The following is an 8,427-nucleotide window of genomic DNA, read 5'->3' on the forward strand; positions in this document are numbered from 1 at the left end:
AGTTTGGGCTCATGGGGTTTGTCGATGACGGCCGGGGCTCGAACATGGTTGATGGTTCGTTAACGAAGCCGCGCATAGAGTTGGGCTTCAATGTCTGAAGACTGGAAATCACGAACGGGCTCCTGGCGCGTGCGCTACGGCATCGCCGTGGCGACGATCGCGCTTTCGCTCGGCGTCGCGCGGGCCGAGAACACGCTCGACCTGGCGCCCGACCCGGACCAGAGCCGCGCCGAATACGAAAAAGTATCGAAAGAGATCACGCTGTCGTCCGAGCGGCTGGCCAAGCTCGCCGCCGACATAGCGGCTGTCAAGAAGGACCACGCCTCGATCACCGCGGCGCTGATCCAGTCGGCGATGACCGAGCAGAAGCTCGGCCAGGACATCGAGGACATTGGCGGCAAGCTGGAAGGGCTGAAGGCGCAGGGGCAGAAGATCCGCGCCTCACTGGCCGCCAGACGCGACGTTCTGGCCGAAGTGCTCGGCGCGCTGCAGCGCATGGGGCTCAATCCGCCGCCGGCGATCCTGGTCAAGCCGGAGGACGCATTGTCGTCGGTGCGCAGCGCCATCCTGCTCGGTGCCGTGGTGCCGGAACTGCGCCAGCGGACCGACATGTTGCTGGCCGACCTCAAGGAGCAGTCGCGGGTGACGGCCTCGATCGAGGCCGAGCGGGCGCGGCTGACGGCAGCTGTCGGCGAGCAGGCGGCGGAAAAAAAGCGGCTCGGCATGCTGCTCGAAGCCAAGCAGAAGCTCGCCGCCGATACGCAAACCGCGCTGGCCGTCGAAAAGCAGCGGTCCGCGACGCTGGCGGCCAAGGCCGGCAGCCTGAAAGAACTGATCGCCTCGCTCGAGGCCGACAGAGCCCGCAAGGCGGCGGATGCGGCCAAGGCAGCCGAGCAAAAGACGGCCGACGCCGACAAGGGCCCGGTATCGGCTGCGGCGCCGACGGAATTGGCCTCGCTGCCGGTGCCGGAGAGCAACAGGCTCACCGCTGCCGCGCCGTTTTCCGCGCTTCAAGGGCAGATCGCGCTGCCGGTCACCGGCAGGATCAAGCGGCGCTTCGGGGCCGACGACGGTAACGGCGCGATGATGCTCGGTGACATGGTTGCGACACAATCGGGAGCCATCGTCACAGCGCCGGCGGATGGAAATGTGCTTTATGCGGGGCCTTTCCGCTCTTACGGTCAACTCTTGATCCTGAATGCGGGTGACGGCTATCATGTCGTCCTGGCGGGGATGAGCAGAATCAGCGTCGCGTCTGGCCAGTCGGTGCTCGCAGGTGAGCCGGTCGGCGCGATGGGAGAGGCCCGGGTGGCGAGCACCTCGGCATCGAAGAATGGAAATGCCACGCCGGAGCTCTATGTCGAGTTCCGCAAGGATGGAAAACCCGTCGATCCGGCCCCATGGTGGGCGGACCGTTTTTCTGGAAGGACGTGAATGATGCGGAAACTGTCGCTTCTGTTTGCCGGTGCGCTGATGGGTGCATCGGCGATGAGCCTGGTCTATGGCGCGCCCGGCTCGACAGCGAAAGCTGCGGGCTCCGAGACCTATAAGCAACTGGCGATCTTCGGCGATATCTTCGAACGGGTGCGGGCGAATTATGTGACGCCGCCCGACGACAAGTCGCTGGTTGAAAATGCCATCAACGGCATGCTGTCGTCGCTCGACCCACACTCCTCCTACATGAATGCCGAAGAAGCGCAGGACATGCGCGTGCAGACCAAGGGCGAATTCGGCGGCCTCGGCATCGAGGTCACCATGGAGAACGACCTGGTCAAGGTGATCACGCCGATCGACGATACGCCGGCCGCCAAGGCAGGCGTGCTCGCCGGCGACTATATCGCCAAGATCGACGGCGAGGAGGTTCGCGGCCTGACGCTCAACGACGCCGTCGAGAAGATGCGCGGGCTGGTCAATACGCCGATCAAGCTCACCATCTTGCGCCAGGGCGCCGACAAGCCGATCGAACTGACCGTCGTGCGCGATATCATCAAGGTCAAGGCGGTCAAGTTCCGGGTCGAAAACGACATCGGCTACATGAAGATCACCTCCTTTACCGAAAAAACCTATGACGACCTCGAGAATGCCATCGACACCATCAAGAAGCAGGTGCCGAACGACAAGCTCAAGGGCTACGTGCTCGACCTGCGCCTCAATCCGGGCGGTTTGCTCGACCAGGCGGTGAGCGTGTCGGATGCCTTCCTCGACCGTGGCGAGATCGTCTCGACGCGCGGCCGCGACCCGAAGGACGTCACCCGCTTCGACGCGCGGGCCGGCGACGACATCGGCGGCAAGCCGCTGATCGTGCTCGTCAATGGCGGCTCGGCCAGTGCCTCGGAAATCGTCGCCGGCGCGCTGCAGGATCTGCGCCGCGCCACGGTGGTCGGCACGCAATCCTTCGGCAAGGGTTCGGTGCAGACCATCATCCCGCTTGGCGAGAACGGGGCGCTGCGGCTGACGACGGCGCTCTATTACACGCCGTCCGGCAAGTCGATCCAGGGCAAGGGCATCACGCCCGACATCAAGGTCGACCAGCCGCTGCCGGCGGAACTTCAGGGCAGGGACCTGACGCGCGGCGAATCGGACCTCAAGGGCCATATCAAGGGCGCCGACGAAAGCACCACCGGTTCGGGTTCGGCAGCCTATGTGCCGCCGGAACCGAAGGACGATTTGCAGCTCATCTATGCCGAGCAGCTGCTGCGCGGCCAGAAGACGGATCCGGCGTTCCCGCCGAATCCGCAAAAGGCCGTGTTGAACCAGTAAGGGCAGGCAAGCCGGGCCAAACAGGTCTGGCTGCCTGAGCGAAGCGATGCGATGCTGCCGGGGCCGCGAGGCTCCGGCAGTTTGATTCGGGGGCCGCGGCCGGCATGCCGCGCGTCCAGTGATGCAAGGGGACGCGCCGACATTTTGGATTTTGCGCCTCCGGAGAAGGTTTACTTCGGGGATGCACGCCGGGGGTGCGGGCTTGGCTGATATCGGCAAGGACATAGAACGACCTCTCGGACAGGCGATCCGGCTGCCGCGCTCAGGCAGCGGGATCAGCGCCGGTACGGTCGCGGCCACGCTTGTCGTGCTGTCCGTGGTCGGCGTCTCCAGCGCCATCGCCTTGCGAGACAAGCCGTTCCGGAAGCTGCAAGAAGTAGCCGTTTCGACGCCGAAGACGCCGGCGGCGGATACCGCCGCCGCGCCCGCCAAGGCGACGCCCGAAATGGCTGCGCCAGGCAACGCAAGCGGGGCCAACATAAGCGGGCCGAAGACGGGCGGTCCGCAGATCATCCATGTCCAGACCGAGGGGGGCGCCGCTCCACCCGAGGCGGCCATAGTCATTCGCGACCCTTCGACGATCGGCCAGAACCTCAGGATCGCGCATATTCCCGACAAGGCGCTGGTCGAGGCCAGCGAAACCGGTCCGTTGCCGATCCGCGCCGCCGACGGCAGGCGCCCGTTCGATGTCTATGCGCGGCCGTGGTCCGGGGCTCGCGGTGCACGCGTGGCGCTCGTCATCGGCGGGCTTGCCGTGTCGCAGACCGGCACGCAGGCAGCCATCGCCAAGCTGCCGGCGGAAGTGACGCTGGCCTTCGCGCCGCAAGGCAACAGCATCGGCCGCTGGATGCAGGTGGCGCGGCAGAGCGGCCATGAGGTCATCATGCAGGTACCGCTTGAGCCGTTCGACTATCCGAACGTCAATCCCGGCCGTAACACGCTGACCGTGGCTGCAACGCCGGACGAGAATTTGAAGAATTTACGCTGGGCGCTGTCGCGAACGACCAACTACACCGGCGTCATGAACTATATGGGCGCCCGCTTTTCGGCCGACGCGACGGCGATGGGGCCGTTGATGGCCGAGCTTGGCAAGCGTGGTCTGGCCTATGTCGACGACGGTTCGTCGGCGCGCAGCCTGGCACCCGAACTGGCGCTGAAGGACGGCGTGCCGTTCGTCGGCGGCGATACGGCGATCGATGCGGTGCAGGACCGCGGCGCCATATTGAAGAAACTGGATGGGCTGGAAGCCACGGCACGGGCGAAAGGCTTTGCCGTCGGCATCGGCTCGGCTTTCGACCTGACGGTGGATACCGTGTCTTCCTGGGTGACCGAGGCCAAGAAGCGTGGCATCGAGATCGTGCCGGTTTCGGCGGTGGCCATAGATCCGGAAAAAGGCTGAGATGGCAAAGAGCAAGCTCGTTGACCCCGAGGCGCTGCCCTACCGGCCCTGCGTAGGGGTGATGGTCCTCAATGATGCCGGCCTGGTCTGGGTCGGCCATCGCATTGCCGAGCCGGACAGCGAATTCGCTGGAACGACGCAGCTCTGGCAGATGCCGCAGGGCGGCATCGATGATGGCGAGGAGCCGCTGCCCGCGGCGGCGCGTGAACTTTACGAAGAGACCGGCATGCGCTCGGTGTCGCTGCTGGCCGAGGCGCCGCACTGGATCAAATACGACCTGCCGGCGCATCTGGTCGGCGTCGCCTTCAAGGGACGATATCGCGGCCAGACGCAGAAATGGTTTGCCTTCCGTTTCCACGGCGACGAAAGCGAGATCGCGATAAATCCGCCGCCGGGTGGCCACAAGGCCGAGTTCGACCGGTGGGCGTGGCGGCCGATGCTGGAATTGCCGGGCCTGATCGTGCCGTTCAAGCGCAAGGTCTACGAAGACGTGGTGGCGGCGTTCCGGCACCTGGTGGCGTAGCCGCCGGCCTTCCGTTAAAACAGGTCGGCATGAACGACGTCTCCAGCAAATCTCTTCCGCCGACCGTCACCCTGGGCGAACCGATCAGCGAAGCCGCGGCAGGGGCGATCCTGACCATCGATCTCGGCGCCGTCCGTGAGAACTACCGGCGGCTGAAGGCGCGGCTGGGGGGCGTCGGCTGTGCTGGAGTGGTCAAGGCCGACGGCTATGGGATTGGCGCGGCGCCGGTGGCGGCGGCGCTGATGGGTGAGGGCTGTAATACTTTCTTTGTTGCGCATTTGGCCGGCGGCATCTTGCTGCGCAAGGCGCTCGGCTCAGATCCGGCCATTTATGTGCTGAACGGCATTCCGCCGGGTGCGGAAACGGAAGCGGTTGTGGCAGGGCTTTGCACCGTACTCAACAGCGCCAGCCAACTCGCGGCATGGCGCGAGATGGCCGGGCGGGTGGGCCGTAAATTGCCGGCCGCCCTCCAGGTCGACAGCGGCATGTCGCGGCTCGGCATGACGCCATCCGAGGTGAAGGCAGTCGCGCAGGATCCGCAGGCTTTCGACGGTGTCGAACTGACGTTCGTGATGAGCCATCTCGCCTGCGCCGACGAACCCGAGCAGCCGGCCAACGAGCGGCAGCGGCTGGAATTCGAACGGCTGCGCCGGATGCTGCCGGAAGCGCCGGCTTCGTTTGCCAACTCATCAGGCATTTTTCTCGGACAGCGCTATCACTACGACCTCGTTCGTCCGGGTGCCGCTCTCTATGGCATCAATCCGACGCCGGCGAAGGAAAACCCGATGCTGCCGGTGGTGCGATTGCAGGCCAAGGTCATCCAGACGCGGATATTGGGGGCCGGCGCCGGTGTCGGCTACGGTCACACTTTCCACGCCAAGGCCCCGCTTGCCGCGGCGACGATTTCGCTCGGCTACGGCGATGGCTGGCATCGTCGCGCCGCTTCCGCCGCCTGGCTCGAAAATGTGCGGCTGCCCTTCGTCGGCCGGGTTTCGATGGATACGATCATCCTCGACATTTCCGCACTGCCGCCCGGCAAGCTGAAGGCCGGCGACCTCGTCGAACTGATCGGACCGTCGTCGCAGACGGTGGACCAGGTAGCCGGCCAGGCCGGCACCATCGGCTATGAGGTCTTGACCAGCCTCGGCCACCGTTTCCACCGGCGCTATGTGAATGGCTAGGACGCAAGGTTGTTGTCCTCACGCATGTCTTTTCCCTAAGCATCGGCACTTGGCTGGCGCCACAGAATCCGGCAGACATGAGGCGGCGATGATCCCGGTCTCGAATCCCGACGAGATGCCGCCGCGGAGAACCAAACGATGAAGATCTTCGTGCTGGGCGGCGGCGTGATCGGGGTCACCACCGCCTATTTTCTTGCCGAGGCCGGTCATCAGGTGACGGTGATCGATCGCCAGAAAGGCCCGGCGCTGGAAACCAGCTTTGCCAATGCCGGCGAGATCTCGCCCGGCTATGCCTCGCCCTGGGCCGGGCCCGGCGTTCCGCTGAAGGCCATCAAATGGCTTTTGATGAAGCACGGTCCACTGGTGGTGCGACCGGCCCTCGATCCGCATATGTGGATATGGCTGGTCAAGATGCTGCGCAATTGCACGACTGAACGCTACGCGCTGAACAAGGCGCGCATGGTGCCGCTGGCCGAATACAGCCGCGACACGCTGAAGGCGCTGCGCGAGGCGACCGGCATCGCCTATGACGAGCGCGCCAAGGGCACGCTGCAGCTCTTCCGAACGCAAAAGCAGCTCGACGGCGTCGGCGGCGATGTCGAGGTGCTGAAGGCCTATGGCGTCCCCTACGAGGTCCTCGACCCCGACGGCTGCATTGCGGCCGAGCCTGGGCTGGCCGGCGTGCGCGAGAAATTCGTCGGTGGCCTGCGGTTGTCCGGCGACGAAACCGGCGACTGCAAGATGTTCACCGACAGGCTTGCCGAGCTTTGCGCGGCACGCGGCGTCACCTTCGAATACGACACGGAGATACGGCGCGTCGTCAAGAAGCGCGATCGCATCACCAACATCAGCACCAGCAAGGGCTGGATGGTCGCCGATGCCTATGTGATGGCGATGGGCAGCTATTCGGCACGGTTCATGCGCATGCTGAAGCGGCCCATCCCGGTCTACCCGGTCAAGGGCTATTCGATCACCCTGCCGATCAAGGACGCCGCCGCTGCACCGGTCTCGACCGTGATGGACGAGAGCTACAAAGTAGCGATCACCCGGCTCGGCGACCGTATCCGGGTCGGCGGCACGGCGGAGATTTCCGGCTTCGACCTGCGGCTGCATGAATCGCGGCGCCGCACGCTCGAACATTCGGTCGGCGACCTGTTTCCGGGCAGCGGCGACATGCGATCGGCGACCTTCTGGTGCGGGCTGCGGCCGATGACACCGGACGGGCCGCCGCTGATCGGCCGCACCGATTTCTCCAATCTCTATCTCAACACTGGCCATGGCACACTCGGCTGGACCATGGCCTGCGGCTCGGCCAAAGTTCTGGCCGACATCATCTCCAGCCGGGTGCCCGACATCGACGTCGGCGATCTCGGGCCCGGACGATACGCCAAGTAAGACGCCCACCAGCTAAGACAGCCAGCGGCCGGCAGGCTCACGCGAACAAACCCCTGTCTCGTTCGACGGCCTTGGTAATGAAGCTCGCGACGACCTGGACGCGGCGCAGCGGCCTGACCGATTCATGATAGACCAGCCAGTAGGCGCGGCGGATGGGTGCGACGATATCGAGAGGCACCAGCTCCGGCATCGAGCGGGCAACGAAGGTGTGCAGGATGCCGATGCCGGCGCCGGAACGCACCGCTTCGGCCTGGCCGAGCGCGGAGGAAATGGCGAAGCTGGTCCGCCAGTCGGGGCTGAATTCGGCCGCGTAGTCGAGTGAGGGACTGACGATCAGGTCCGGCACGTAGCCGATCAGCGTATGCTGGCCTAGCTCGGCGGCGGTTCCGGGCAGGCCATGGGTGTCGGCGTAGGCACGCGACGCGAACAGGCCGAGCGTGTAGTCGACCAGCTTTCCCGCCACCAGGCGGCCTTCCGTCGGCCGTTCGACGGTGATGGCAATGTCGGCCTCGCGCCGGGACAAAGAGAAGGAGCGTGGCACCGGCACCAGCTGGATGGTGAGCTCACGGTTCAGAGCGGTCAGCGCGCCGAGGCGCCTGGCCAGGAAGGCGACGCCAAAGCCGTCCGGCGCGCCGATGCGCACGGTGCCCGAGATGTCGTCGCCTTCGCCTGAAACGGTCGAGCGCGCGGCGATCATGTCGCCCTCCATGCGTTCGGCAATCTCGAGGAAACGCTCGCCCGCCGGCGTCAGCTCACTGCCGGTGGTAAGCCGGCGAAACAGTTTTGTCCTGAGCGCGGCCTCGAGGGCGGCAATGCGGCGCGAGACGGTCGCGTGATTAAGCTCCAGCCGCCGGGCGGCACCGAGGATCTGGCCGGCCCGCGCTACGGCAAGGAAGATACGGGCATCATCCCAGTTCATGAGGGTCCTGGCGATAACGATCAAAACCGCGTTCCTTCGCGCCCCCCTCTGTCCTGCCGGACATCTCCCCCTCAAGGGGGGAGATTGGCAGTTTCGCCGCAGGCGTCTTTCTTGCCGCGGTGAAGATTTCCGAAGGCGGGCGTGACAGCCAATCTCCCCCCTGTTTGGACCGGAGACATCGCGAACAGGTGTGCGAGGACATCGCGAACAGTGCTCCATGCTATCTCTCGACGAGGTTGAGGTCGATGGT

Annotated in this window: 6 protein-coding genes and 1 pseudogene; 6 read left to right on the top strand and 1 reads right to left on the bottom strand. The window is 65.2% G+C overall.

Features of this window, described 5'->3' with window-relative positions:
• Positions 1 to 90 precede the first annotated feature (90 nt).
• The 6 genes and pseudogenes from NKJ81_RS15625 to NKJ81_RS15650 form a co-directional block, all read left to right on the top strand.
• Positions 91 to 1,434, top strand: a complete 1,344-nt coding sequence (locus NKJ81_RS15625; RefSeq protein WP_352540940.1) for a murein hydrolase activator EnvC family protein — start codon at positions 91 to 93, stop codon at positions 1,432 to 1,434.
• Positions 1,435 to 2,760, top strand: coding sequence for a S41 family peptidase (locus tag NKJ81_RS15630; protein ID WP_023678065.1), 1,326 nt, complete (start codon positions 1,435 to 1,437; stop codon positions 2,758 to 2,760).
• Between the two features lie 202 nt (positions 2,761 to 2,962).
• Complete coding sequence (locus NKJ81_RS15635; RefSeq protein ID WP_352540941.1) at positions 2,963 to 4,159, top strand: divergent polysaccharide deacetylase family protein; 1,197 nt, start codon at positions 2,963 to 2,965, stop codon at positions 4,157 to 4,159.
• A 1-nt stretch (position 4,160) separates the two neighbouring features.
• On the top strand, positions 4,161 to 4,682 hold the full coding sequence (locus NKJ81_RS15640; RefSeq protein WP_352540942.1) for an RNA pyrophosphohydrolase: 522 nt from the start codon (positions 4,161 to 4,163) through the stop codon (positions 4,680 to 4,682).
• Between the two features lie 29 nt (positions 4,683 to 4,711).
• Positions 4,712 to 5,863, top strand: a complete 1,152-nt coding sequence (gene alr / locus NKJ81_RS15645) for an alanine racemase (protein WP_352540943.1) — start codon at positions 4,712 to 4,714, stop codon at positions 5,861 to 5,863.
• Positions 5,864 to 5,980: 117 nt separating this feature from the next.
• Positions 5,981 to 7,258, top strand: a pseudogene (locus NKJ81_RS15650) (D-amino acid dehydrogenase); the annotation flags it as partial.
• 37 nt (positions 7,259 to 7,295) lie between these two features.
• Here NKJ81_RS15650 and NKJ81_RS15655 read toward each other — a convergent pair.
• Positions 7,296 to 8,177, bottom strand: coding sequence for a LysR family transcriptional regulator (locus NKJ81_RS15655; RefSeq protein WP_352540944.1), 882 nt, complete (start codon positions 8,175 to 8,177; stop codon positions 7,296 to 7,298).
• Positions 8,178 to 8,427 lie beyond the last annotated feature (250 nt).

The organism is Mesorhizobium sp. M0018, from assembly GCF_040323955.1.
Taxonomy (GTDB): Bacteria; Pseudomonadota; Alphaproteobacteria; order Rhizobiales; family Rhizobiaceae; genus Mesorhizobium.